The 25146-nt window shown below is 62.8% G+C and carries 21 protein-coding genes; 5 read left to right on the top strand and 16 right to left on the bottom strand.

All coding sequences use genetic code 11. The features are described 5' to 3' along the window. Positions 1-133: 133 nt before the first annotated feature. The 8 genes from EL191_RS01030 to EL191_RS00995 all read right to left on the bottom strand — a co-directional run bounded on the left by EL191_RS01030 (position 134) and on the right by EL191_RS00995 (position 10504). On the bottom strand, positions 134-1051 hold the full coding sequence (locus tag EL191_RS01030; RefSeq protein WP_041975903.1) for a response regulator: 918 nt from the start codon (positions 1049-1051) through the stop codon (positions 134-136). Between the two features lie 136 nt (positions 1052-1187). Continuing rightward, positions 1188-1916, bottom strand: coding sequence for a phosphate signaling complex protein PhoU (phoU, locus tag EL191_RS01025; protein ID WP_013713353.1), 729 nt, complete (start codon positions 1914-1916; stop codon positions 1188-1190). A gap of 173 nt (positions 1917-2089) precedes the next feature. Next, positions 2090-2923 carry a phosphate ABC transporter ATP-binding protein PstB gene (gene pstB / locus EL191_RS01020; protein WP_013713351.1) on the bottom strand — a complete coding sequence of 278 codons (834 nt, stop codon included), beginning with the start codon at positions 2921-2923 and terminating at the stop codon, positions 2090-2092. A 66-nt stretch (positions 2924-2989) separates the two neighbouring features. After that, complete coding sequence (gene pstA, locus EL191_RS01015) at positions 2990-4660, bottom strand: phosphate ABC transporter permease PstA (RefSeq protein ID WP_041975901.1); 1671 nt, start codon at positions 4658-4660, stop codon at positions 2990-2992. A 170-nt stretch (positions 4661-4830) separates the two neighbouring features. After that, a complete protein-coding gene (locus EL191_RS01010) occupies positions 4831-7116 on the bottom strand; it encodes an ABC transporter permease subunit (RefSeq protein ID WP_041769313.1) in 2286 nt (761 codons plus the stop codon). A gap of 183 nt (positions 7117-7299) precedes the next feature. Continuing rightward, a complete protein-coding gene (locus tag EL191_RS01005; protein ID WP_041975899.1) occupies positions 7300-8268 on the bottom strand; it encodes a PstS family phosphate ABC transporter substrate-binding protein in 969 nt (322 codons plus the stop codon). Positions 8269-9173: 905 nt separating this feature from the next. Continuing rightward, positions 9174-9608, bottom strand: coding sequence for a ferritin-like domain-containing protein (locus EL191_RS01000; protein ID WP_013713347.1), 435 nt, complete (start codon positions 9606-9608; stop codon positions 9174-9176). Positions 9609-9673: 65 nt separating this feature from the next. Next, complete coding sequence (locus EL191_RS00995) at positions 9674-10504, bottom strand: BON domain-containing protein (RefSeq protein ID WP_013713346.1); 831 nt, start codon at positions 10502-10504, stop codon at positions 9674-9676. A 210-nt stretch (positions 10505-10714) separates the two neighbouring features. On the opposite strand from EL191_RS00995, the gene algB reads away from it, so the two are divergent. Both algB and EL191_RS00985 read left to right on the top strand, forming a co-directional pair. Next, positions 10715-12067 (top strand): sigma-54-dependent response regulator transcription factor AlgB, encoded by a 1353-nt coding sequence (gene algB / locus EL191_RS00990; protein WP_013713345.1) that lies wholly within the window; start codon positions 10715-10717, stop codon positions 12065-12067. 13 nt (positions 12068-12080) lie between these two features. Then, positions 12081-13877 carry an ATP-binding protein gene (locus tag EL191_RS00985; protein WP_017361127.1) on the top strand — a complete coding sequence of 599 codons (1797 nt, stop codon included), beginning with the start codon at positions 12081-12083 and terminating at the stop codon, positions 13875-13877. An 84-nt stretch (positions 13878-13961) separates the two neighbouring features. On the opposite strand, the gene EL191_RS00980 is transcribed toward EL191_RS00985, so the two are convergent. The 6 genes from EL191_RS00980 to EL191_RS00955 all read right to left on the bottom strand — a co-directional run bounded on the left by EL191_RS00980 (position 13962) and on the right by EL191_RS00955 (position 20745). Beyond that, positions 13962-14147 (bottom strand): PA3371 family protein, encoded by a 186-nt coding sequence (locus EL191_RS00980; RefSeq protein ID WP_017361126.1) that lies wholly within the window; start codon positions 14145-14147, stop codon positions 13962-13964. Positions 14148-14165: 18 nt separating this feature from the next. Next, a complete protein-coding gene (locus EL191_RS00975) occupies positions 14166-14477 on the bottom strand; it encodes a hypothetical protein (RefSeq protein WP_013713342.1) in 312 nt (103 codons plus the stop codon). Between the two features lie 175 nt (positions 14478-14652). Beyond that, positions 14653-15840 carry a hybrid sensor histidine kinase/response regulator gene (locus tag EL191_RS00970; protein WP_013713341.1) on the bottom strand — a complete coding sequence of 396 codons (1188 nt, stop codon included), beginning with the start codon at positions 15838-15840 and terminating at the stop codon, positions 14653-14655. Beyond that, positions 15834-16445, bottom strand: coding sequence for a chemotaxis protein CheB (locus tag EL191_RS00965; RefSeq protein ID WP_013713340.1), 612 nt, complete (start codon positions 16443-16445; stop codon positions 15834-15836). Before EL191_RS00965 ends, EL191_RS00970 begins: the two co-directional genes overlap by 7 nt. Continuing rightward, a complete protein-coding gene (locus tag EL191_RS00960) occupies positions 16442-17251 on the bottom strand; it encodes a CheR family methyltransferase (protein ID WP_013713339.1) in 810 nt (269 codons plus the stop codon). The genes EL191_RS00965 and EL191_RS00960 overlap by 4 nt, the downstream gene beginning before the upstream one ends. Beyond that, on the bottom strand, positions 17251-20745 hold the full coding sequence (locus EL191_RS00955; RefSeq protein WP_041975822.1) for a response regulator: 3495 nt from the start codon (positions 20743-20745) through the stop codon (positions 17251-17253). Before EL191_RS00955 ends, EL191_RS00960 begins: the two co-directional genes overlap by 1 nt. 131 nt (positions 20746-20876) lie before the next feature. On the opposite strand from EL191_RS00955, the gene EL191_RS00950 reads away from it, so the two are divergent. Both EL191_RS00950 and EL191_RS00945 read left to right on the top strand, forming a co-directional pair. Then, entirely contained in the window at positions 20877-21269 is a 393-nt protein-coding gene (locus EL191_RS00950; protein ID WP_041975820.1) for a response regulator, read from the top strand. Between the two features lie 51 nt (positions 21270-21320). After that, positions 21321-21989 carry a DUF3313 domain-containing protein gene (locus EL191_RS00945; RefSeq protein ID WP_041975818.1) on the top strand — a complete coding sequence of 223 codons (669 nt, stop codon included), beginning with the start codon at positions 21321-21323 and terminating at the stop codon, positions 21987-21989. Here EL191_RS00945 and EL191_RS00940 read toward each other — a convergent pair whose 3' ends face one another. Then, entirely contained in the window at positions 21990-22772 is a 783-nt protein-coding gene (locus EL191_RS00940) for an N-acetylmuramoyl-L-alanine amidase (RefSeq protein WP_013713335.1), read from the bottom strand. Beyond that, the gene (locus tag EL191_RS00935) at positions 22769-23359 is read right to left on the bottom strand and encodes a MarC family protein (protein WP_013713334.1); all 591 of its coding nucleotides are present in this window, start codon (positions 23357-23359) and stop codon (positions 22769-22771) included. Before EL191_RS00935 ends, EL191_RS00940 begins: the two co-directional genes overlap by 4 nt. Before the next feature lie 229 nt (positions 23360-23588). On the opposite strand from EL191_RS00935, the gene EL191_RS00930 reads away from it, so the two are divergent. Continuing rightward, entirely contained in the window at positions 23589-25112 is a 1524-nt protein-coding gene (locus EL191_RS00930) for a nucleobase:cation symporter-2 family protein (protein ID WP_041975815.1), read from the top strand. Positions 25113-25146 lie beyond the last annotated feature (34 nt).

The raw sequence follows: 25146 nt of genomic DNA, 5'->3' as shown, positions 1-25146 counted from the left end.
TGATATCCGGGTTAGGAAGACTAGCAGCGCGGCACGGCACATGCGAGGTACCGGCCGTCAGGCTGTGAACCGGCTCACCGCCGCCGGTCGGCACAGGGCAGGTTTCCACTGATTCGCAGAGCGGATGGCGCCATCAGGCGCCTGGGCTGAAATGCTTTTGCGCAGTGCCGCGGGCGATCAGCCGTGACAGGTAGTCGAGCTTCTGCGGGTCGCGGTCGACGAAACGGAACGTCAGCTGCAGCCATTCGCTATCGGGTTTGGGCTCGAATGCCGCTACAGCGTGCAGGTAGCCGTTGAGGCGTGCAGTTTCCGCTGCCTCGCCCTGCTCCAGGTCGAGCACCGCGCTCTCCAGCACCTGCGGCAACTGCTCGGTACGCTTGACCACCAAAAGCGCCTCCTTGAGGCTCAGTGCCTTGATCACACAAGCCATGCTGCCGTTCGGTAGACGCAACTGGCCCTGACCACGACCGGCCGGCGGCTTGCTGGCGGCAGCGGGTGCCGCCGTGGCAGGCGCGGTGCTGGCAGCAGCAGGAGCGGCGGCTGACGGCGCGGGAGCGCTGGGTTTGACCACTTCGGCCTTGCCACCGGTGAGCGCGGCCAGCGAATCGTTGGCAAAGCCGCCGGTGCTGAGCATCTTAGGCGGGGCGCTGGCGGCCAGGGCCTGCAGCTTGCCGGCGCGGCTCAGCGCCTTCTTCACCTTGGTCACCAGTTGCTCGTTGGAGAAGGGCTTGCCGATGTAGTCGGAGACACCCGCCTGGATCGCCTGCACCACGTTCTCCTTGTCACCGCGGCTGGTGACCATGATGAAGGGCGTGGTTTTCAGGTTGTCCTGCTCGCGGCACCAGGTCAGCAGCTCGAGGCCGGACATCTCCGGCATTTCCCAGTCACAGAGGATCAGGTCGACGACCTGACGGCTCAACATCTGCTGGGCCTTGCGGCCGTTGATCGCTTCCTCGATCTGTACGCCGGGGAAATTATCGCGCAGCCCTTTCTTGACCAGATCACGGATAAAGGTCGCGTCATCCACCACCAGCACACTGACTTTGCTCATCGGCCACTCCTGTACGAATGGCAGTAAGCATAGTCATGGCCAGTGGCCTAAGGCCAACGGAAAAACGCCGGACACACAACAAATCGCGCAAACAAAACGGCCCGGGAAAGCCCGGGCCGTCGGCATCAAGCAGGCATCAGTCCTTGGACTTGCCCTCGACCTCTTCACGCATGCGAGTCAGGCCGATGTGGCGCACATCGGTGCCACGCACCAGGTAGATCACCAGTTCGGCGATGTTGCGCGCATGATCGCCGATGCGCTCCAGCGAGCGAAGCGCCCAGATCACGTTGAGCACGCGGGAGATCGAACGCGGATCTTCCATCATGAAAGTCACCAGTTCACGCAACGCGGTCTTGTACTCGCGGTCGACGGTCTTGTCGTACTGCGCCACCGACAGGGCCAGGTCGGCATCGAAGCGAGCGAAGGCGTCCAGTGCCTCCTGCACCATCTTGCGCACCTGATCACCGATATGACGAACCTCGACGTAACCACGCGGCGACTCGCCCTCTTCGCACAGCTGGATGGCGCGCTTGGCGATTTTTGTCGACTCGTCGCCGATGCGCTCGAGGTCGATCACCGATTTGGAGATGCTGATGATCAGACGCAGGTCGGAGGCAGCCGGCTGGCGACGGGCGAGGATGCGTACGCATTCCTCGTCGATGTTGCGCTCCATCTGGTTGATCTGGTCGTCGATCTCGCGCACCTGCTGGGCCAGGCCGGAATCGGCCTCGATCAGCGCGGTGACGGCATCGTTGACCTGCTTTTCCACCAGGCCGCCCATGGCCAGCAGGTGGCTGCGCACCTCTTCCAGCTCGGCGTTGAATTGCTGGGAGATGTGCTGGGTAAGGTTGTCTTTGTTTATCATGTTTCGCTCCGCGAAAGCTGCCGGCTTGGATGGCCATGGTGCGCGCCGCGCACCCTACTGGTTGTTAAGGGATGGGCTTTGGCAGAGGGTGCTGGGCAAGGAGGCGGAACGCAGACAGTACAGGTAGTACGGCAAGTTCCGCCGACGCAGTCCAGCGACCTCTGACATGGCCATCAGCCATAGCGACCGGTGATGTAGTCTTCTGTCTGCTTCTTGGCCGGGTTGGTGAACAGGGTGTCGGTGTCGCCGAACTCGATCAGCTTGCCCATGTACATGAACGCGGTGTAGTCGGAGACGCGCGCCGCCTGCTGCATGTTGTGGGTCACAATGACGATGGTGTACTTGCTCTTGAGCTCGTAGATCAGCTCTTCGACCTTCAGCGTGGAGATCGGGTCGAGGGCCGAGCAGGGTTCGTCGAGCAGCAGCACTTCCGGCTGCACCGCAACGGTACGGGCAATCACCAGACGCTGCTGCTGACCGCCGGACAGGCCCAGCGCCGAATCGTGCAAACGGTCCTTGACCTCGTCCCACAGCGCCGCGCTCTTCAGCGCCCACTCCACGGCCTCGTCGAGCACGCGCTTGCTGTTGATGCCCTGGATGCGCAGGCCGTACACCACGTTCTCGTAGATGCTCTTGGGGAAGGGGTTGGGCTTCTGGAACACCATACCGACGCGGCGGCGCAGCTCGGCGACGTCCTCACCCTTGCGGTAGATGTTGCGGCCGTCGATGTTGATCTCGCCTTCCACACGGCAACCGTCGACCAGGTCGTTCATGCGGTTGAAGGTACGCAGCAGGGTCGACTTGCCGCAGCCGGACGGGCCGATGAAGGCGGTCACACGCTGCTTGGGGATATCCATCTTGACGTCGAACAGGGCCTGCTTCTGGCCGTAGTACAGGTTCAGGCCCGGTACGGCGATGGCCGTGGTCTCGTTGGCCAGGCTCAAGCTCTGCTTGTCGCGGCCGAGTGCGGCCAGGTCGATACCGTGGGTATGGGTTTCGTGTTGCATAAACTCACTCCGTTCGTAGCTACAAGCTGCAAGCTGCGCACCGGCGGTGCGCGACTCGTAGCTGCGTTAGTGATCCAGCGCCTTGTACTTCTCGCGCAGGTGGTTACGGATATAGACCGCGGTCAGGTTGAGCAGGGCGATGACGATCACCAGCAGCAGCGCCGTGGCGTAAACCAGCGGGCGCGCAGCCTCGACGTTGGGGCTCTGGAAGCCGACGTCGTAGATGTGGAAGCCCAGGTGCATGATCTTCTGATCGAGATGCAGGTACGGGTAGTTGCCATTGAGCGGCAGGGTCGGCGCCAGCTTCACCACACCCACCAGCATCAGCGGCGCCACCTCGCCGGCGGCGCGTGCCACGGCCAGGATCAGGCCGGTCATCATCGCCGGGCTGGCCATCGGGATGACCACCTTCCACAACGTCTCGGCCTTGGTCGCGCCAAGCGCCAGCGAGCCTTCACGTACGGCACGCGGAATCCGCGCCAGGCCTTCCTCGGTGGCAACGATGACCACCGGCAGCGTCAGGATCGCCAGGGTCAGCGAGGCCCACATCAGGCCCGGTGTACCGAAGGTCGGCGCCGGTGCGGACTCGGGGAAGAACAGCTGGTCGATCGAGCCGCCCAGCACGTAGACGAAGAAGCCCAGACCGAACACGCCGTAGACGATCGAAGGCACGCCGGCCAGGTTGTTCACCGCGATGCGGATCACCCGGGTCAGTGCACCCTGATGCGCGTATTCACGCAGGTACACTGCGGCGATCACGCCGAACGGGGTGACGATCACCGCCATCAGCATGACCATCAGTACGGTGCCGAAGATGGCCGGGAAGATGCCGCCTTCGGTGTTGGCCTCACGCGGTTCGTCACTGACGAATTCCCACAGTTTCATGGCGTAGAAGCCGAGCTTGTCGACCGTGCCCATGGCGTTCGGGCGGAAGGCTCGAACGATCTTGCCGAGAGCGATCTCGGTCTGTCGGCCATCGCTGGCACTCAGGGTCACGCTGTCGCGGTTGATCTGCTGAGTCAGCGCCACCATGCGCTCTTCGAGCACCTTGTACTCGGCGTTCAGGGCATCGCGGCGGGCGTCCATGTCCGCTTGCGCGGCAGCGTCGAGCTTGTCCTGCAATTGCAGTTTGCGGCCTTCCAGGCGAATGCGCTCCAGACCGTGGTTGATGCGGCCGATGTCACGCTTCTCCAGGCGCACCAGTTGCGCATGCAGGTCATCGACGCGATCCAGGCGCTCCTGCAAGGCCGACCAGGCGGCTGCACCTTCGGCCACGACCTGCCCGCTTTCCTTGACGTTGACCAGATTGCCGTAGAAGTTGCCCCACTCGCGGCGCTCCAGCACGGTGATGTCGGCCGGCTTGCGCGGGTTGCTCAGCCACTCGCCGACCACCCAGGTGAAATCAGCGCCGAACAGTTCGCGGTTACCCACTTTCATCAGCTCGCGGGTCATGAATTCGCCGCCTTCCGCGGCGACCGGCAGGCCGGCTGCGGCGAGGCGCGCGCGTGGCACTTCCTCGACCTGCACCACCTCACCCAGCATCACTCGCGCTTCCTGACCAGGCACCTGGTAGTCGGCTTCGAGGATATCCGCCGGCCAGAAATGGCCGAGACCACGGGTGGCGATTACCGCCAGCAGCCCGAGGGTCATGATGATGGCGATGGCGACTGCGCCACCGCTCATCCACACGCCCGGAGCGCCGCTCTTGTACCAGGATTTCAGGTTGTTCTGTTTCACGGCATCACACCTTGAATGAAATCGTTCTTTACCTCCCCTCTCCCGCTTGCGGGAGAGGGGCCGGGGAGAGGGCTTGGGCACGCGCCTGCACGACCCTCTCCCGCCCCTTCGGGGCACCCTCTCCCAAGAATGGGAGAGGGTCATCAGTTGGCCTGCTGCGCAGGCATGTTTTATAGGCTCGAATACTTGGTGCGCAGGCGCTGACGGATCAGCTCGGCCAGGGTGTTCATCACGAAGGTGAACATCAGCAACACCAAAGCCGCCAGGAAGAGCACGCGGTAGTGGGTACCGCCAACTTCCGACTCGGGCATTTCCACGGCGACGTTGGCCGCCAGGGTGCGCATGCCTTCGAAGATGTTGACGTCCATGATCGGCGTGTTGCCAGTGGCCATCAGCACGATCATGGTCTCGCCGACGGCGCGGCCCATGCCGATCATCAGCGCCGAGAAGATGCCCGGGCTGGCAGTGAGGATCACCACGCGGGTCAGGGTCTGCCAGGGCGTGGCACCGAGGGCCAGGGAGCCGAAGGTCAGGCTCTTGGGGACGCTGAACACGGCATCTTCGGCAATCGAATAGATGTTAGGGATTACCGCGAAGCCCATCGCCAGGCCCACCACCAGCGCGTTGCGCTGGTCGAAGGGAATGCCCAGGTCGTTGGACAGCCACAGGCGCATGTTGCCGCCGAACAGCCAGTTTTCCAGATGACCACTGACGGCGATGGAGAACCAGCCCACGGCGATCACCACCGGAATCAGCAGCGCTGCTTCCCAGCCCTCGGGAACACGGTGGCGCACGGAGTCAGGTAGCTTGGTCCAGAGGAAACCGAACAGCAGGATACCCACTGGCGTCAGCAACAACAGGCTGAAGATGCCGGGTAGGTGGTTCTCCAGGAACGGCGCGAGGAACAGACCGGCGAAGAAACCGAGGATCACCGTCGGCAGCGCCTCCATCAGTTCGATCACCGGCTTGACCTTGGTACGCATGCGCGGCGCCATGAAGTAGGCGGTGTAGATCGCCGCGGCAACGGCCAGCGGAGCGGCCAGGAGCATGGCGTAGAAAGCAGCCTTGAGGGTACCGAAAGCTAGCGGCGAGAGGCTCAGCTTGGCTTCGAAGTCGGTGTTGGCAGAGGTCGATTGCCAGACGTAGTCAGGCTCCGGGTAGCTTTCGTACCAGACCTTGCCCCACAGCGAGCTCCAGGAAATTTCCGGGTGCGGGTTGTCTACCACGAAACGCTGCAGCTTGCCGTCCGACTCCACCAGCACACGCGTGGCGCGTGGCGACAGAGCAGCGATGGCGCTGCCTTCGGCGACCTGCTGCTTGAGCAGAGTACGGTGCGCGGTGCTGTGGAAGACGCCCAGACGGCCATCGGCATCCAGCGCCATGAAGCCCTTGCGACGCTCCTCGGGCAGAATCTGGGTGATCGCGCTGTCGCCCAGCTGGAAGCTGCGGATCGACTGGAAGGTGGACTTGCCATCCTTGTCGCGGACCATGAACCACTGCTGGATGCCGCCCTTGGCGTCACCGATCATGATCGAGATGCCGCCGAGCAGGCTGGTGGCGCTGGTCACACTGTTGGAAGCATCCTTGAGCAGTTCGTAGCGACCATTGAGGCTACGTTTGCGCAGGTCGAAGACATCGGCGCTGGAATCGCCGTTGAACACGTACAGCCACATCTGCCGCGGGTCGAGAATCAGCTGGCTGATCGGTTCGCCGATCTGCGGCAGGTTGATGCGCTCTTCGCTGACGTTCACTTCACCGGTGAACAGGTTTTCTTCACGGCCGAGGCTGATCAGGTGCAGTTCGTTGCCGGTGGAACCGGCCAGCATCAGCGTGCCGCCGTTGAGATTGACGGCAACATGCTCGAGCGGACGACCCTGCGGGTCGATCTCGATTGGCGCCTCGCCGTAGGGATAGTCGATCTGTGGCGCGATGGTGCGCACGTTGTCCGGGTAGGTGATTTTGTAATTGTGCTGGATCACCAGCGCCTGGCCGTTGGACAGACCGAGCACCACGCGGCGGCTACCGGGCTGATCCTGGCCGACGGAAGCGACGCTGACGCCAGCCGGCAGCGGCAGCTGCGTGCGCTGCAGCGCTTCGCCGCTCTTGAGTTCGAAAAACTGTATGGCTCCGGCATTGTCCAGGCGCATGGCGACCTGGTTCTGCTCTTCGACCGCCAGCAGCAGCGGCGTGTGCGCCTCGGCCAGCCAGGCCGGTTGTTGCACCTTGCGCGCCTGCAGCTCGGCCCCTTGGAACATGGGCAGCACGACGTGGGCAAGGTAGAAGAAGATCAGGGTGATGGCACCGAGCACCGCCAACCCGCCAATGGAGACGTACCAACGCGCCATGCGGTCCTTGAGGGCACGCAGGCGGCGCTTGCGTTGCAGGGCGGGGGTGTTGAAATCGATCCCCAGGGGATTCTGTGAGCGATTCACGGATTCGTTTGCCAAGTCATTCATGCGAGAAGTCTCTGCGCGGGCTCAAGGCAGCGCATAGGGCTGTCCAGGCTTGTCAATCTAGCGAGCTTGTATGACAGAAAGGTTACAGTCGCCTGACATGACGAAGCCCACCACTCTCTGGAGTGGTGGGCGCTCTCGACCGTCAGATGCGAATCAGCCGGCCGACATCGTCAGGCGCTGCAATTACAGGCCCAGTTCCTTCATGGTCTTCTCGACCACTTTCGACGGCAGCGGGATGTAACCGTCCTTGACCACCACTTCCTGACCCTGCTTGGACAGCACCAGCTTGACGAACTCGGCGTCCAGCGGGCTCAGCGGCTGGTTCGGTGCCTTGTTCAGGTAGACGTAGAAGAAGCGAGCCAGCGGGTACTTGCCGGACAGCGCGTTGGTTTCGTTGGCCTCTTCGACCTGACCGGTCTTGTCGACCAGCGGCACAGCGCGAACGCTGGAGGTCTTGTAACCGATGCCCGAGTAACCGATGGCGTTCAGGGTGCTGGAGATCGACTGCACCACGGAAGCCGAACCCGGCTGCTCGTTGACGTTGGATTTGAAGTCACCTTTGCACAGGGCTTCTTCCTTGAAGTAACCGTAAGTGCCGGATACCGAGTTACGACCGAACAGCTGGATCGGCTTGCTCGCCCACTCGCCGGTCAGGCCAACGTCACCCCAGGTTTTCAGGTCCTTGTCTTCACCGCACAGACGGGTGCTGGAGAAGATCGCGTCGACCTGTTGCATGGTCAGCGACTTGATCGGGTTGTCCTTGTGCACGAACACGGCCAGGGCATCGATGGCCACCGGAACGGCGGTCGGCTTGTAGCCGTACTTCTCTTCGAAGGCCTGGATCTCGCTGTCCTTCATCGGACGGCTCATCGGCCCCATGTTGGCGGTACCTTCGGTCAGCGCGGGTGGCGCAGTGGAGGAACCGGCAGCCTGGATCTGGATGTTGACGTTGGGGTAGTTCTTCTTGAACTCTTCTGCCCACAGGGTCATCAGGTTGGCCAGCGAGTCGGAACCGACGCTGGACAGGTTGCCCGATACACCGGAAGTCTTTTCATAGGTCGGCAGAGCCGGGTCGACGGCGGCTACAGCAGATACGGCGCTTACGCCAGCGGCGGCGAAAGTCAGGGCCGCCATCAAACGCTTCAGTTTCATGCCTTGCTCCTAGCAGATAGTGTTGTGTTGGATGGAACGGGCCCAAGTATCTGCAGGCCACGTGAACACTGTATGAAACGAATGTGACAGTTAAATGAACGTCGGCGACGTTTCGCTTTGGCAGAGAAAGGCGCTTTGGTGAAAGGCGGGTTGATACTGGACTGGCAAGTTTGTGTGCGTACCGCTTACTGACTTAGCACTATCCATTACCGCGTGTACTGAGCGTTTGGGTTGCGCCCCTTACGGGCGCCACACCTTTCTTGCTTGCCCAAGAAAGGTGTGCCAAAGAAGGGCACCCCGACATCCGGGTTTCGCTACGCGAAACTTCCCTCGCTCCGGCGCTGCTCCGGGGGCCGGCTTACATGGGCCATCCCTGGCCCATTAAGCCTCTCGCCGCATCCATGCGGCTCGTCCCCCTACGCAACACCTCCGCTCGGCCTCCTGAAGGGGATCGGGTCGCGAGCTTGCGAAATCTCCGGAAGATCAAAGTCGGTAGCGTTTGGCTTTTGCTCTTCAACTGCGATGGTACAGACACCGCCCAAGTCCCCTTCAGGAGGCCGAGTGGAATCGCCGTGGAAGGGGTTGAGCGACATGGATGTCGCGAGAGCCGTGATGGGCCAGGGATGGCCCTTCACGGCGTGCCCCTGGAGCGGTGATAGAGCGAGGGAACCCCGGCGCAGCCGGGGCCGTATGCAGGGGTGTGTTTCTTTGCTTACTTTCTTTGCACAAGCAAAGAAAGTGAGTCGTCCGTGAGGGGCGAAACCAGGACGAAAGATCGACACGCCAATGATCTTTGCCCGGATATAAATAGCGCAAAAGAGCACACAAACTTGCCAGTCCGGTCTGCCCCACAAAAAAGCCCCCGCACGCATCGCGTGCAGGGGCTCATAACAGCGCCGCAGTAATTACTGCATGTTCTGCTTCAGCGCGCGCATGCGTTCGTGGCAGGCACGCACCTTGGGCATCTCCACGGCCAGCAGCACGCGGACGTCCTGATCGGCACTTTCCAGCGCATCCTCGAACGCATGCAGGATGCGGTCTTCCGCTTCCTCCAGTTGTGCCACATAGGTGGCATCTTCATCCTTGGCCAGGGTCGCGCGGGTGTCGGCGTAGAACTGACGCAGCTTGCCCAGCATGGTGCCGCCGGACGCCGGCTCGCTCTGGTTGGCGGCGACCTTGACGCTCAGCGCATCGATCACCTGAGTCTTGGCACGCACCATGTCACGGAACAGCGCCTGCAGGCGGATATCCTTGACCTCATCGTGGGCATGCTCGTAGAAGCGCTTGCCGTCGCGGGTGATTTCGATCAGTTCATTGAGTTGTGCGGTCTTGCTGCTCATGGATTCTCTCCTTGGCGATGGGACTTGCGGGTTATCGGCCGCTCCAGCGGCCGCGATTGCTTGGTTCAACTGTTGATACGCAGGGCATCTGCATCGACGCCACGCACGCCGCGAATGTTGCGGGCGATCTCGACCGCCAGGCGCTTCTCGGCGCTGCTCAGCACACTGCCGCGCAGGCTGACGAGACCATCGTCGGTGTTCACAGAAATGTTCATGGCGTCCAGGTTACGGCTGTAGAGAAAGCTGGCCTTGACCTTGCTGGTGATCCAGCTGTCGCTGATGTTCTCGCGCGCTTCGTCGAGGGTGGTTTGCACTTCGCTGCTACTGCTGTCGGCAGTGCTGATGCTGAGGTGGTTGAAGACCTCGCGCACACCATCGGTATTGGCTGCCAGTTGCCCCGCCAACTCCTTGGCCGCGGGCGTCTGGGCGTGACCACTCAGGGTGATGTTGCCGGTCTCGCTCTTGACCTGAATGTCCAGGCCGCGGGTGTTGCTGTTCCACAGCAGCTTGGACTTGACCGTGGCGGCGAGGCTGGCGTCCTCGAGACGCTGCACCATCCCCGGCGGGTTGCCCTCGACGGCATCGCTGCCGACTTCGATGCGATTGTTCACCGAGTCGATGCCCTCTATGCTCAGCGCCACCTGCTCGGCCAGCTCCTTCTGCACGTCGTTCTCGACCTTGCCACCGAGGGTGGCCACGCCATCCTCCACGTCGATCTTGAGCTTGAACGGGTTGAGATGGCGGTTGAGCGCGAAGGCAGTCCAGATCGAGCCTTCCTGGCGCGCAGCCTCGAGCTGCGAAGCCAGCGCGCCCTCGGCGGCGTGGCTGGCCAATGGAGTCAGGCCGAGCAGCAAAGCAGTGCTGGCGGCCAGCATCAAGGGTTTGAACGGGGGCATGAGTTCACTCCTGTTCGTGAGACGATACGAGGAATATCGCAAGCCCCATGCCAGCCAAGAGCGAACATAAAGTTCATGTAAAACAATAACTTAAACACAATAAAGGCACCCTGCCTGCATGCAGGGTGCAGTATCTGCGCATTCAGGCCGTGCAACTTGCACGGTTTTTACCTGACTAAGCTGCATCGACCAGCAAGACGGAGCACATACATGGCAGTTGCAGAGCAAACCAGCGGGCGCATTCTGCTGGTGGATGACGAAGCGGCAATCCTGCGTACCTTCCGCTACTGCCTTGAAGATGAAGGCTATGACGTCGCCGGGGCCAGCAGCGCGGCGCAAGCCGAAGCGCTGTTGCATCGACAGGTGTTTGACCTGTGCTTCCTCGACCTGCGCCTGGGCGAGGACAACGGTCTCGACCTGCTGGCGCAGATGCGCATCCAGGCGCCGTGGATGCGCGTGGTGATCGTCACCGCCCATTCGGCCGTGGACACGGCGGTCGACGCCATCCAGGCCGGCGCCGCCGATTATCTGGTCAAACCCTGCACCCCCGATCAACTGCGCCTGGCGGCCGCCAAGCAGCTGGAAGTGCGTACCCTGGCCGCACGCCTGGAAGCGCTGGAGGGCGAGGTGCGCAAGGTCAAGGACGGGCTCGATTCACACAGCCCGGCGATGATGTCGATCCTGGAAACCGCGCGCCAGGTCGCGGCCACCGACGCCAATATCCTCATCCTCGGTGAGTCCGGCACCGGCAAGGGCGAGCTGGCCCGCGCCATTCACGGCTGGAGCCGCCGCGCCAAGCGCACCTGCGTGACCATTAACTGCCCGTCGCTGACTGCCGAGCTGATGGAGAGCGAATTGTTCGGCCATGCCCGTGGCTCCTTCACCGGCGCCAGCGAGAGCACCCAGGGCCGCGTCAGCCAGGCCGATGGCGGTACCCTGTTCCTCGACGAGATCGGCGACTTCCCGCTGACGCTGCAACCCAAGCTGCTGCGCTTCATCCAGGACAAGGAATACGAGCGCGTCGGCGACCCGGTCACGCGCCGCGCCGATGTACGCATCGTCGCCGCCACCAACCTGGATCTCGACGAAATGGTCCGTGAGGGGCGTTTCCGCGAAGACCTGCTCTACCGCCTCAACGTCATCACCCTCAAGCTGCCGCCACTGCGCGAACGCCACGAAGACGTGATGTCCCTGGCCGAACGCTTTCTCGCCCGTTTCGTCAGCGACTACGGCCGCCCGGCCTGCGCCTTCAGCCCCGAGGCGGCAGCGGCCCTGCAGGCCTATCGCTGGCCAGGCAATATCCGCGAACTGCGCAACGTCATCGAGCGTGCCAGCATCATTTGCCAGAGCGAGACCGTGGAGATTGCCCACCTCGGCCTCGGTGGCAGCAGCGAAGCGCCAGCCAGCACCGTGCGGGTCGGCGCACCGATGAGCCTCGAGGAGCTGGAGAAGGCCCACATCGCTGCGGTACTGGCCAGCAGCAGCACCCTCGACATGGCGGCCAAGACCCTGGGTATCGATACCTCGACCCTCTACCGCAAACGCAAGCAGTACAACCTCTGACCATGGAATGATCATGAAGCTGCCGATGAAGCTTCGCACACGCCTGTTCCTCAGCATTTCCGCGTTGATCACTGTGGCACTGCTGGGCTTGCTGCTCGGCCTGTTCAGCGTCACCCAGATGGCGCGTAGCCAGAGCGAACTGATCCAGCGTGGCTTCGATGCCGTGCAGGTCGGCCAGAAGCTGCGCCAGCATCTGGGCGACGAGCTGATCGTGCTGATCGATCCGCAGCCTGACGCGCAGCGCCTCGAGACCATTCGCCAGTCGTTCCGCGCCACCTTCGAGGAAGGGATCAACACCAACCTCGGCGCCGACTACATACGAGGACTGGAACGCGCTGCCGAGCTTTACGACGCGATGGAAAAAGCGGCCAGCGGCGGCACCCCGCCTGGCGAAACACCGCACAACCTGGGCGGTTACAAACCCTTCACCGAAGCCTTTCAGCGCTTGCGCAATCACCTGCTGGAACAGCAGGATCAGGTCGTCAACTGGGTCATCGCCGCCGAGCACAAGGCCGGCGAGCGTTCCCAGCTGATCGCCGGGCTTCTGGTACTGACCGGCCTGGCCGTGCTGGCGATCGGCGTACTCACCGCCCACGGCATCGCCCGCCGCTTCGGCGCGCCCATCGATATGCTGGTGCGCGCCGCTGACCAGATCGGCCAGGGCAAATACGATGTGGTACTGCCGGTCTCGCCCGTGGTGGAGTTGGCAGTGCTGAGTCGCCGCTTCGGCCTGATGACCGAGGCGCTGCGCGAATACCATTCGAGCAACCTCAACCAGTTGCTCAGCAGCGAAGGCCGCCTGAAAGCCGTGCTCGACAGCATCGACGATGGCCTGGTCATCCTCGACGAGCAGGGCCGCATCGAGCACGCCAACCCCGTAGCGCTACGCCAGCTGTCCTGGCACGCCGATATCCTCGGTCAACCGATCGGACCGCTGCTGCCGGATCACGCCGTCGACGAGGCACTGCGCCAGGTACTCGCAGGCGAGCTGCTGTACGAACCGCCCGCCGACCTGCAGATCGAGCGCGACGGTGAAACCCGTCTGCTGGCCTGGGCGCTGACGCCGGTCCAAGTGAGCGAAGGTGGCAGCGTAGGGGCCGTGATGGTGCTGCGTGACGTCACCAAGCAACGCGCCTTCGAGCGTGTGCGCAGCGAATTCATCCTGCGCGCCTCGCACGAGCTGCGCACGCCGATCACCGGCATGCACATGGCTTTCAGCTTGCTACGCGAGCGCCTCTCGCTGCCACCGAGTGGCCGTGAGCAGGAGCTGATGCGCACCGTCGATGAGGAAATGCATCGCCTGGTGCAGTTGATCGACGATCTGCTGAATTTCTCGCGCTACCAGAACGGCATGCAGACCCTGCAGCGCCGTCCCTGCGACCTGGCCGAGATGATCCGGCAGGCGCCGCAGCGCTTTGTCGAGAAGACCGCCGAGCGTGAAGTGACACTGGTCTGCGAGGTTCACGAACCGCTGCCGCGCCTGAGCCTCGATGCTGCACAACTGGAGCGACTGATCGACAACCTGATCGACAATGCCCTGCGCTACAGCAACCCGGGTGATGAGGTGCGGCTACAGGTACGCCGCCACGGCGAGCAGGTGATCGTCAGCGTGCAGGATGACGGCGAGGGCATCCCCTTCGAGCAGCAGGCTCGTATCTTCGAGCCCTTCGTTCAGGTTGGCAGACGCAAGGGTGGCGTCGGTCTGGGTCTGGCGCTGGCGCGGGAGATCGTGCAGTTGCATGGCGGCCAGCTCAGCGTTCACTCCCGCCCGGGCGAAGGCTCCACCTTCTACTTCAGTCTGCCGGTCTGAGGTCTGACCTGGACTGATGACTCGGGCAATAAAAAACGCCGCGATCTTCGCGGCGTTTTTTATTGCTTCGGTGCCGCATCACGCTCAGCGCAGGACCGGATCGAACTTGATGCGGCGCCCAGCCATCAGCGCCACCAGGAAACCCAGGCCGAAAACGACGCTGGCGCCCTTGAGCAGCAGGGCGGCACCCTCTTCCAGGCCCGGGCTTAGCCACAATGCGGCCAGGCTCAACAAGGTCATGATCATCAACAGGATGGCACTTCTGGACATGGCAGGACTCCTTGTCGGTCAGAACACCCAGCGCTGGGTGCTGTTGGCAGGGCGCGGCTCACGGTTGGCGGTATCGGTGTCGCCATCGTCGGAAATACGCAGCCACTGGGCGTCGTCACCAATGGCACCGACCGCGCGGGTAGGCTGGCTACGCAGTTCGGCGGAGCCGTCCTGCCGGGCACCGACACGGGACTCCCAGACGGGCGAGTTGGAAATGGTGAACTCAGCCGTCTTGGCGGTGGCGCCAGCCGAACCGGTGAAATCTTTGGCGTAAGCCCCGTTGACCAGCAATGCAGCGACGCAAAACAGGCTCAGTCGGACGATGTTCATGACGCTTCTCCATCAGCAGGTCAGTCGGGGGCTTACACGACTGATTTTGCAGCGCTCATGCCAACATCAAATCACCAATAATATCTTTATAAATCAACAACTTATAAATTTATAAAATTGCCTACCCCATGCACTTTGCAAGATGCATGAATTGCGACACGTGCAATTTGCACGATCAGCTACGACGCGGCAGTACGACACTGAAGCAGGAGCCCTCTCCCAGGCGGCTGCTGAGCTCGATACGGCCACCGTGGGCCTGGACGATCTGCTCGCTGATGAACAGGCCAAGTCCAAGCCCTTGGGCGACGCTGGTACCGGATACCCGCTCGAACTGCTCGAATACGCGCCCCTGATCCTCTTCCGAGATACCCAGGCCCTGATCGCGTACTTCGGCACGAACCTGCTCACCCTCTGCCGCGACCCGTACCGATACCGGGTTGCCGCCACCGTAGCGCAAGGCGTTGGTCAGCAGGTTGGCGAGAACCTGCTCGATGCGGAACTCGTCCATCATCACCGGGGCCGGCCCCTCCACGTGCAGGTCGATTGGCGTGCCGGTATTGGTGAACTGCGCAGCCAGGCTCTCTACCACGTTGCCGGCCAACACACCGAGGTCACCCGGTTCCGGGCGCACGGAAAGCTTGCCGGTACGGATGCGCGAAACATCCAGCATGTCGTCGATCAGGCGGCTCAGGCTGCGGATCTGCCGCTCATCGCGCGTGATCATCTCCTGCAGCTTGTCGGGCGTGAAGGCATCCATGCGCCCCTGCTCCAGGCGCAGCCGGCGCAGTTGCACATCGAGGATCAGGCCGTTGAGCGGCGTGCGCAGCTCGTGCGAGGCGATGGACATGAACACGTCGCGCATCTCCACCGCCTTCTGCAGCTCCGCCTGCGTTTCGCGCAGTTCCTCGAGTAGCGCCTCCTGTTCACGGCGCGCCGCCTCGACCACCTCCAGCTGCATGCTCAGGGCTTTGCGGTGGCGGTACAGCTCGACGAACATGGACACCTTGCTGCGCACCTCGAACGGCGACAACGGCTTGTGCAGGAAATCCACCGCACCGCTCTCGTAACCACGGAAGGCGTAGTCCATGTCGCGCCCGACCGCGCTGACGAAGATGATCGGAATGTGCTTGGTCTTCTCCGTGCCACGCATCAGCTCGGCCAACTCGAAGCCGTTCATGCCCGGCATCTTCACGTCGAGAATGGCCAGGGCGAATTCGTTTTCGAGCAGTAGCGACAACGCCTCATCGGCACTGCTGGCCTGGAACACGGTGCGATCCTCGCTCTGGATCAGCGAACGCAGGGCCAGGAGGTTTTCCGGCAGGTCGTCGACGATCAGCACCTTGGCTTCAATCTTCCTCAGCATGGCAGGGTATCCAGTTCGGCCAGCAGCAGGCGCATGGCATTGATAGGCAGGAGAAAATCCGGTTTGAGCAGCGCCAGCGCGGCATTCGGCATGGTGGGCACCAGCGCGTCGGCCGGGTCCTGTACCAGTGTCAGCCCACCGGCCTGCTGAACAGCTAGCAGGCCGACAGCGCCATCCTCGTTGGCGCCAGTCAGCAGCGCAGCAGCCAGGTGCTCGCCGTAGGCATCGGCAGCAGACTCGAAGAGGATGTCGATCGAGGGCCGGGAGAAATGCCGCGGCTCCTCACGACTGAGGGAAAAGCTGCGCTCGGTTTCGATGGACAGGTGGTAACCCGCGGGCGCCACGTAAACCATGCCGCTGCGCAGGTATTCCTTGTCCTCGGCTTCCTTGGTCGGCAGCTTCAGACGCCGCGCGAGCAGATCGGCAAGCAGGCTGTCGTTGCGATCCGGCTGATGCAGCAGACACACCACCGGTAGCCGGTAGTCCGGCGGCAGGTCTTCGAGCAGGCTGAGCAAGGCTTCCACGCCGCCCGCAGAAGCACCGATCAGCAGCGCCTGCAGCGGCGCACGAACCTGGCCGCGGAGGCTGATCCGCTGGCTGCTCATCGCTTGCGAAAAATCCGCTCGGGCCGCGACACGGCTTCGAACTGTCGGGCGTAGGCGGAGAAATCCAGGCTTTCCTTGCTGCCCAGGCCGAGAAAGCCGCGATGACAGAGGGACTCGTGGAACAGACCGAGGGCACGGTCCTGCAGGTCGCGGTTGAAATAGATCAGCACATTGCGGCACGACACCAGATGGGTTTCGGCGAACACGCTGTCGGTGGCCAGGCTGTGGTCGGCGAAGGTCACGTTGGCGCGCAACGACTTGTCGAACAGCACGCGGTCATAGGCTGCCGAGTAGTAGTCGGAAAACGCCCGCTTGCCGCCGGATAGCTGATAGTTCTGGGTATAGGTGCGCAGGTTGTCGAGGGCGAAGATGCCCTGTTCGGCCTTTTCCAGCGAGTGCGGGTTGATGTCGGTGGCATAGATCATGGTGCGCTCCAACAGGCCTTCCTCGTGCAGCAGGATGGCCAGGGAGTACACCTCCTCACCCGTGCTGCAGCCAGCCACCCAGACCTTCAACGACGGATAGGTGTGCAGCAGCGGCACCACCTGCTCGCGCAGGGCGAGAAAGTAGTCGGGGTCGCGGAACATCTCGCTGACCGGGATGGTGAGGTACTGCAACAGCTGCATGAACGCCTGCGGCTCGTGCAGGATGCGCTCCTGCAGCGCTGAAATGGTCGGGCAATCGAGCTGCGCCTGCGCCTGACGCACACGGCGCTTGAGCGAGGCTTTCGAATAATCGCGAAAGTCGTAGCTGTAACGCAGATAGATCGCCTCGATCAGCAGGCGCAGCTCGATTTCGTCAGGCATCACAGACGCTCCAGCTTGGGCATCCACACGCGGATCAGGGAGAACAGGCGATCCAGGTCGATGGGTTTGGCCAGGTAATCGTTGGCACCGACCTGACGGCATCGCTCCTGGTCATCCTTCATCGCCTTGGCCGTCACCGCAATGATCGGCAGGTTTTTCCAGCGTTCTTCCAGGCGAATCTGCCGGGTGGCCTCGTAGCCATCCATCTCCGGCATCATCACGTCCATCAGTACAAGGTCGATGTCGTCGTGCTCGCGCAGTTTGGCCAATGCCTCATGGCCGTTGCGCGCCACCTCCACCGAGGCGCCCTTCTGCTCCAGCGCGCTGGACAGGGCGAAGATGTTACGCACGTCGTCATCGACCAGCAGCAGGCGGCGGCCCTCGAACAGTTTGTCACGGCTGCGCGCGGTCTTGAGCATCTTCTGGTGCTCGCTGGACAGCTCGGCCTCGACCTTGTGCAGGAACAGGGTGACCTCGTCCAGCAGCCGCTCCGGCGAGCGTGCGCCCTTGATGATGATCGAGCGCGAATACTTGAGCAGCTCGGCTTCCTCGTCGCGGGTCAGGTTGCGCCCGGTGTAGACGATCACTGGCGGGAAGGAGCAGATGTCCTCCTCGGCCATGCGTCGCAGTAGTTCGTTGCCCTGCATGTCGGGCAGCTTGAGGTCGATGATCATGCAGTCGAAGACGGTCGTGCGCAGTTTCTCCAGCGCTTCGCCGGCCAGGGCCACGGCAGTGATCTCGATGTCTTCGTCGCCGATCAGGCGGGCCACGCTGTCGCGCTGCAACGGGTCGTCCTCGACCAGCAGGACGCGTTTCACCTGCTGGTTGAGCTTGGCCTCCAACTTGCCGAACACCTCCTTGAGTTGATCGCGGCTGGTGGGCTTGAGTGCATAACCGACTGCGCCGAGGTGCAGTGCGGCTTCGCTCTGGTCTTCCACCGAAACCACATGCACCGGAATATGGCGAGTCTGCGCATCGTCCTTGAGACGCTGCAGCACGCTGAGGCCTGAACCATCGGGCAGACGCATGTCGAGCAGGATGGCGTCGGGGCGGTACTGCCGCGCCAGCTCCAGGCCTTCGTCGGCGCAGGTGGCGACCAGGCAGGCGTAGCCCAGCTCATGCGCCAGATCGAAGAGGATACGGGCGAAGCGCACTTCATCCTCCACCACCAGCACACGACGGCCGCCGCGCTCGTCGAGCTGCTCGCGATCATCGGCGAAAGGCGCCGGAGTCCGCGGCATTGGCGCAGCAGCAGCGGGACTAGCTGCCGTCGCCGGCACCGGCAGCGGTGCCGAGACCTGCGGCATTGGCTTGCTCTGAACGGCGTCTTCGACCATCCGTTCGGGCAGCAGCAGGGTGAAGGTACTGCCCTCGCCCGGCACGCTGCTGACGGTGATCGAGCCACCGAGCAGCCCCGCCAGATCACGCGAGATGGAAAGCCCCAGACCGGTGCCGCTATAGCGGCGGTTGGTGGTGCCATCGGCCTGGCGGAAGGCCTCGAAGATCGCTTCTTGTTGATCCGCCGCGATGCCGATGCCGGTGTCGCGTACGGCGAAGGCCAGGTAATGATCATCCTGACGCGACACGCTGAGGGTCACGCCGCCGCGATCGGTGAACTTGAAGGCATTGGACAGCAGGTTGCGCAGGATCTGCTCGGCGCGTTGGCGGTCGGTGAACAGCACCTGTGGCAACTCGCGCTGCTCCTCGATCTGGAAGCTCAGGCCGCGCTCGCCAGCCAGGGGCACGAACACATCGCGCAGGCTCTCCAGCATGCTGGCCAATGGCGTGCGTTCAGGGCGCACCTCGAGCTTGCCGGCCTCGACCTTGGCGATGTCGAGGATGTCATTGATCAGGTTGAGCAGGTCATTGCCGGCCGAGTAGATCGATTCGGCGAACTTGACCTGTTCGTCGTCGAGATTGCCTTTGCCGTTCTCCGCCAGCAGCTTGGCCAGGATCAGCGAACTGTTGAGCGGCGTGCGCAGCTCATGGCTCATGTTGGCGAGGAATTCGGACTTGTAGCGGCTGGCACGTTGCAGCTCTTCGGCACGCTCTTCGAGCTGCGCCTGGATGCGGCCGAGCGTGGTATTGCGCTGGTCCAGCTCGTCGCGCTGGTCAGCCAGCGTCTGCGCCTGCTCGGAGAGTTTCTCATTGGTCTGCTCCAGCTCGGCCTGCTGGGTTTCCAAGTGCGCCTGGGATTCCTTGAGCACCCGCGCCTGCTGCTCCAACTCCTCGTTGGCGGCACGCAGTTCTTCCTGCTGGGTCTGCAACTCCTCGTTGAGCTGCTGGGTCTGGCCGAGCACCTCTTGCAGGCGCTGACGATAACGCGCGGCCTCCAGGGCCATACCGACGCTGCCGGCGATGGCTTCGAGGAACTCGCGCTCACGCGGATCGAGCTTGCGCATGAACGCCAGCTCGATCACGCCGTTGACACTGTCTTCGGACTGCAGCGGTACCAGGGCAACGCTGACAGGCTGCCCCTCGCCGAGACTCGAAGCCACCTTGATGTAATCCGCCGGCAAGTCATCCAGGCACACCAGACGACGGCCTCGGGCAGCCTGGCCAACCAGCCCCTCACCTTTGTAGAACTGCTCCTTGAGGCTGGCGTCCTTGCTGAAGCCATAGCCGGCAACCCGTCGCAGATCACCCGTGTGGGCATCACGCAAGTACAGGGCGGCGACCACGCAGTTGAGATACTCGGCGAGAAACTCGAGGGAGCGGTCAGCCAGTTCCTGCACCTGAGGCTGACCGAGCAGGCGCTCCGACAGCAGGGTCTGGCCGCCACCCAGCCAGGCGCGACGTCGTTGCTCCTCGCCGTACTCGGCTTGTCTGGCCATGGCCTGGGAGTAAGTCTGCGAGAGACTCATCAGCTCACGACGACCAAACAGCGCCAACAAGGCGCTGAACAGGATGCTCACCACCAGGTAGATGCCGGCGCCCCAGAGCGTGGTGCTGCTGACATCGGCATTGCGTTGCTGACGCAGCTCTCGCTCGCTGTTGATGAAGGTGTCGAGCTCGCGGCGCATGCCATCGGTGAGGTTCTTGCCGCGCCCTCGTCCCACCTCGGCCATGAAATTGCCGCCATCGCGACGACTGCCGATGACTTCCTGAGCGAACAGGTCCCACTGCTCCTGCAATGCCAGCAGGCGCTCCAGCCGCTGCATCTGTGTCGGGTTGTCACCGACCATGTCGATGAGCTGCTCGGTCAGCGGACGAAATTTGCCGCGCGCCTGTTCATAGGGGGCGAGGTAGTCCTCGTCGCCACTGAGCAGGAACCCCCGCATGCCGGTTTCCAGATCCAGGGTCAGCTTGTACACCTCGCTGGCCCGGTTCAGCACCTGGTCGGTGTGCTCGACCCAGCGAATCACATTGAGCAGGTAACCGATCAACAGCGCAAAGAACAGGGCGCCGACCAGACCCAGGCCGAGCGGTAGCCCGACGTTACGATTGAGAATTCGGCGAAAACCTTTTTCGTCCATTGCGGACTCATTCGACATTGGGACGTCCATTCGATGATTGTCTCGCTTCTTCTTATCTATCGGGGGAAGGCGTGTGGCACACTGACCGCGTGCAGACTCCGAAGTTTGCCAAACATTTGCGTATTCTGCGCGCTGAAACAGAGAGCCTCATGACCGAAACCGATTGCGCCAGTGCCAAGACCATCCTGCTGGTCGAAGACGACGATGTCGTGCGCGAGCTCACCGCGGAGGTGCTCGGCGAGTTCGGTTATCGCGTGCACGCCCTGCGTGATGGTCCCAGCGCGCTCGATCTGTTGCGCAGCGGGCAGCGGGTCGATCTGTTGATGAGCGATATCGGCTTGCCCGGCATGGACGGGCGCGAACTGGTGGAAACCGCACGCCAGCTGCAACCGACCCTGCCGGTGCTGTTCGCCAGCGGCTACGACGAACGCGAACTGCTCGAGGCCGTGCGAGCTCGCGACAGCGCAGCCGCCACCAACAGCATCGTCAAACCCTACGATTTCAGGTTGCTGGCACAACGACTGGGCGAACTGGCGGGCTGACGGAGCGGCATCTAGTCTGATTTTCAGACCACTGGACAGGAGAGTCCGCCGATGCGTTACGACACCCCGCTTCGCCTGGGCCTTCTCGCTGGCTTGCTGCTCTCCGGCTGCGCCAGTCAGACCACCCAACCCACGCAGTTCTCCGGCTACCTCGCCGATTACTCCCAGCTCCAGCCTGCCACCTCGGCCACTGGAGCACCGGTGCTACGCTGGATTTCGCCGCAGTTTCGCAGCGAGCGCTACACCTCGGTCTACGTCGAGCAGCCGAGCTTCTACCCCGAACCCATGCCCAGCGATCAAGTCAGCGCCCAGACGCTGGAACAGGCGCGTGACTACCTGCACCAGGCACTGCTGCGCGAGCTCAAGGACGGGCGCCTGAAGCTGGTCGACACGCCAAGCATGGATAGCCTGGTGCTGCGCAGCGCGATCACCGGGGTCAACGTCTCGACCGAGGGGATCAAGGCCTACGAGGTGATCCCCGTGGCCCTGGTGATCGCCGCAGCGAGCACGGCTGCCGGCACCCGTGACCGCGACACCGAGATTTTTATCGAACTGGAAGCACTCGATGCCCGCACCAGTGAACCGGTGCTGCGGGTGGTGCGCAAAGGTCATGGCCTGACGCTGGCCAACAGCAGCACCCAGTTGACCCTGGACGACCTCAAGCCGGTACTGGATGTCTGGGCACGCGACGCGCGGGACTTCCAACCCGGCCTGCGCTGATCAGCCGGCCGCCTGCAGATTGAGCACCAGCAAGCGCGCTGCGGTTTCCGCGTCCGGCTGACCGTCGTAGTTGGCCGGACGATACTTCATCTGGAAGGCCGCAATGACATTGCGCGTCGCCTCGTCCAGCTCGCCATGCTGCGGCACCGTATAACCCTGCTGCGCCAGCTGCGCCTGGAACCACTGCACGCTGGGCAGGCTGGTGCTGAACAGCGCCTGCTGGCGCGCCACCGCGCCTTCGTTCGGCCAGGGCACCAGCCCCTCGTCGGCCAGTCGCTTCCAGGGGAACAGCGGGCCCGGATCGACCTTGCGCTGCGGCGCCACGTCGCTGTGCGCAATGATCGAGCCCAGCGGTAGTTGATGACGCTTGACGATGTCCTTGAGCAATACGATCAGGGTGTCGATCTGCTGCGGCGCAAAGGGCTGCCAATAGCGCCCGGCAGGCGTCTGGTAATAGCCCTGGTTGACCAACTCGATGCCGATGGTGGTGCTGTTGAGCCAGGTGCGCCCTTTCCACTCGCTGACCCCGACGTGCCAGGCACGGCGGTTCTCGTCCACCAGGCGGTAGACGGTCGGTGGCGCATCACCAATCAGGTAGTGACTGCTGACCTCGGTCTGCGTCAGCAGCTCGAGCGAACGCTGCAGATCAGCGGAGGTGTAGTGCAGTACGACGTACTGCACGCGGCTGTTCTGGCCAGTCGCGGTATGGCTGTCGTCAATTCGCAGGCCACCGGCACAACCAGCGAGCAGAACAAGAACGAGGGCAAGGCAAAGAGACTTCATGCGTGACCGAATACGCTTTGCAGGTTGTCCAGCAGCATGTCGACGCTGAGCATGATCAGCAGCATCCCCATCAGACGCTCCACTGCCATCAACCCGCGGTTACCTAGGAACCGCTGCAGGAACGAAGCCTGCAACAGAATGAATGCCGTCGCCGCCCAGGCCAGGATCAAGGCCAGATAAAGCTCCCAGAGCGGCCCGGTGTGGGTGTTGCGCAGGGTCATCAGCACCGCGAGTGCCGAAGGCCCTGCCACCGCAGGCGTCGCCAGCGGCACCAGCATCGGCTCACCGTCCGGCACGTCACCGAGCAGGCCCTGCGGGCTGGGAAAGATCAGGCGCATGGCGATGACGAACAGGATGATACCGCCGGCGATGGCCGTTGCCTCGCGCGAGAGCCCGAGGCTGGTGAGGAATTTGTCACCAAAGGTGAGGAACAGCAGCAGCAGGCCAAGGGCGAACAGCAGTTCGCGCGCGGCAATCCAGATGCGCCGGCGCGGCTCGACGTTCTTCAGCGCGGCGATGTAGATGGCGATATTGCCGAAAGGGTCGGTGACCAGAAAGATCAGCACGGCGATGCTGAAAATGTCCATGGGTATCTCCGCTGACAGGTGCGCATAGTCTAGGGCCTGCGGGGGGCGTCTCGCGAGTCGGCGCGCGCACCTAATACCTGCTTTTTTAGCAGGGGCGGACTGTTAATGACCGAAAACGCAGCGGCGTTCATGGAAACGACCACCTGTAGAATTGTATACAAAGTAGTAGCCAAGACAGCCACAAAATGTCTACATTGACCGAACAAGAACAACAGCGAGTAGTTTTTCCATGACCTCCACCGCTCCGCGCCCCGAGGACGAAAACCTCGGTATCGGCTCCAACTTGCTCTACGGTCTGCAACACGTACTGACCATGTATGGCGGCATCGTTGCCGTGCCATTGATCGTCGGTCAGGCGGCCGGCCTGACACCTGCCGATATCGGCATGCTGATCGCGGCCTCACTGTTCGTTGGCGGCGCAGCTACCCTGCTGCAGACCATCGGCCTGCCGTTCTTCGGCTGTCAGTTGCCCCTGGTGCAGGGCGTATCGTTCGCCAGCGTCGCCACCATCGTGGCGATAGTCGGGGCCAATGGCGATAAAGGTGGGCTCCCGGTGGTATTTGGCGCGGTGATAGGGGCAGCGCTGATCGGCCTGCTGATCACCCCTATCTTCTCCAAGATCACCAAGTTCTTCCCGCCGCTGGTAACCGGCATCGTCATCACCACCATTGGTCTCACCCTGATGCCGGTGGCTGCGCGCTGGGCCATGGGTGGCAACAGTCAGGCCGCAGACTTCGGCAGCATGGCCAATATAGGCCTCGCCGCCTTCACCCTGGCTACCGTTCTTCTATTGAGCAAGGTAGGCAGCGCCACCATCTCGCGCCTGTCGATCCTGCTGGCGATGGTGATCGGCACGCTGGTCGCCCTGGCATTCGGCATGGCCGACTTTTCCAAGGTCAGTGAAGGGCCGGTGCTGGCCTTCCCGACTCCGTTGCATTTCGGCGTGCCGGTGTTCGAGGTGGCGGCGATCATCTCCATGTTGATCGTGGTGATGGTGATCCTGGTGGAGACCTCGGCCGACATCCTCGCCGTGGGCGATATCATCGACACCAGGATCGACTCCAAACGCCTCGGTAACGGCCTGCGCGCAGACATGATCGCCAGCGTCGTCGCACCGCTGTTCGGCTCCTTCACCCAGAGCGCGTTCGCCCAGAACGTCGGCCTGGTGGCCGTCACTGGCGTCAAGAGCCGCTACGTGGTGGCCACTGGCGGGCTGATCCTGGTAACCCTCGGACTGCTGCCGATCATGGGCCGGGTCATCGCCGCGGTGCCAACCTCGGTACTCGGTGGCGCCGGCATCGTGCTGTTCGGTACGGTCGCGGCCAGCGGCATCCGCACCCTGGCCAAGGTGGATTACCGCAACAACATGAATCTGGTAATCGTCGCCACCTCCATCGGTTTCGGCATGATCCCCATTGCCATGCCCAGCTTCTATCACCATTTCCCGGCCTGGTTCGAAACCATCTTCCACTCCGGTATCAGCTCGGCGGCGATCATGGCGATCCTGCTCAACCTGCTGTTCAACCATTTCACCACCGGCAACTCGGACCAGCAGTCGGTGTTCGTGGCAGGTACCGAGCGTAGCCTGCGCTATCGCGACATCGCCGCCCTGCACGAAGGCGACCATTTCATCGGCGGCAAGCTGTACGACGCGCAGGGCAATGAAGTGCCGCTGCAGGATGACGACGACCACGCGCCACGGGCACGCACCGCCACCTCTGTCGACAAGAAGCGCGAAGAGGTTACCTCCTGACATGGGTGGGACAGCCGCGGCTGGATTTACGCCG

The sequence above is a fragment of the Pseudomonas mendocina genome (assembly GCF_900636545.1).
Lineage (GTDB): Bacteria > Pseudomonadota > Gammaproteobacteria > Pseudomonadales > Pseudomonadaceae > Aquipseudomonas > Aquipseudomonas mendocina.
Note: the sequence above shows the minus strand (reverse complement) of the source record. Positions and strands in the feature narration are given on the sequence as shown.